Annotated in this window: 1 protein-coding gene; it reads right to left on the reverse strand. The window is 59.0% G+C overall.

What is annotated here, in order from left to right; genetic code table 11:
* Positions 1–522: replication initiation protein (locus FHE74_RS10590; RefSeq protein WP_246049296.1), on the reverse strand; the 522-nt coding region annotated here is incomplete at both ends.

Raw genomic sequence — 522 nt, forward strand, 5'->3', positions numbered from 1 at the left:
CTCCGGGTCGTACTGATCCAACTCGGCACCGAGTTCGCTTTCCACATCCTTAGCGAGGGCTTGAAAAGCTTGGGCCTCTTCACAGCGCGCTTTCACCGCGTTGATCAGCTCGGTGCCCGAGGTAAACGACGTGCGAGTGGTGGTCTCGCCGGTGGTGTGCCCGATCATGGTGCGTACCTCCTGGAGTAGGTCAGCAAGCCGATAAACACGCTTGTGCTGGCAATACCAACGATAAGCCGTCGGATCATCACCTTGATAGAACGGCGAGCGACTAAACCGGTGCGCAAAGTGCGGATCATGGTCAAGAAACTCCCCCAGGGTGCGACTAGCAGCCGCCAGAAGCCCCATAGGCGCAGATTTCCCGGTGATGTTGGCATAGACCGGATCAATCAGCCACAGAGCCTGCGCCTTGCCACTTAAGGGGTTGATACCAACCCAGGAGGGGCCGATATTGCGGGCGATCAGGCTCGCAAACTTTTCTCGCACACTAGCGGCCAGGTTGGCGGGGTGGCCCCCGTGTTC

This window comes from Corynebacterium tapiri, from assembly GCF_006334925.1.
GTDB classification, from domain to species: domain Bacteria; phylum Actinomycetota; class Actinomycetes; order Mycobacteriales; family Mycobacteriaceae; genus Corynebacterium; species Corynebacterium tapiri.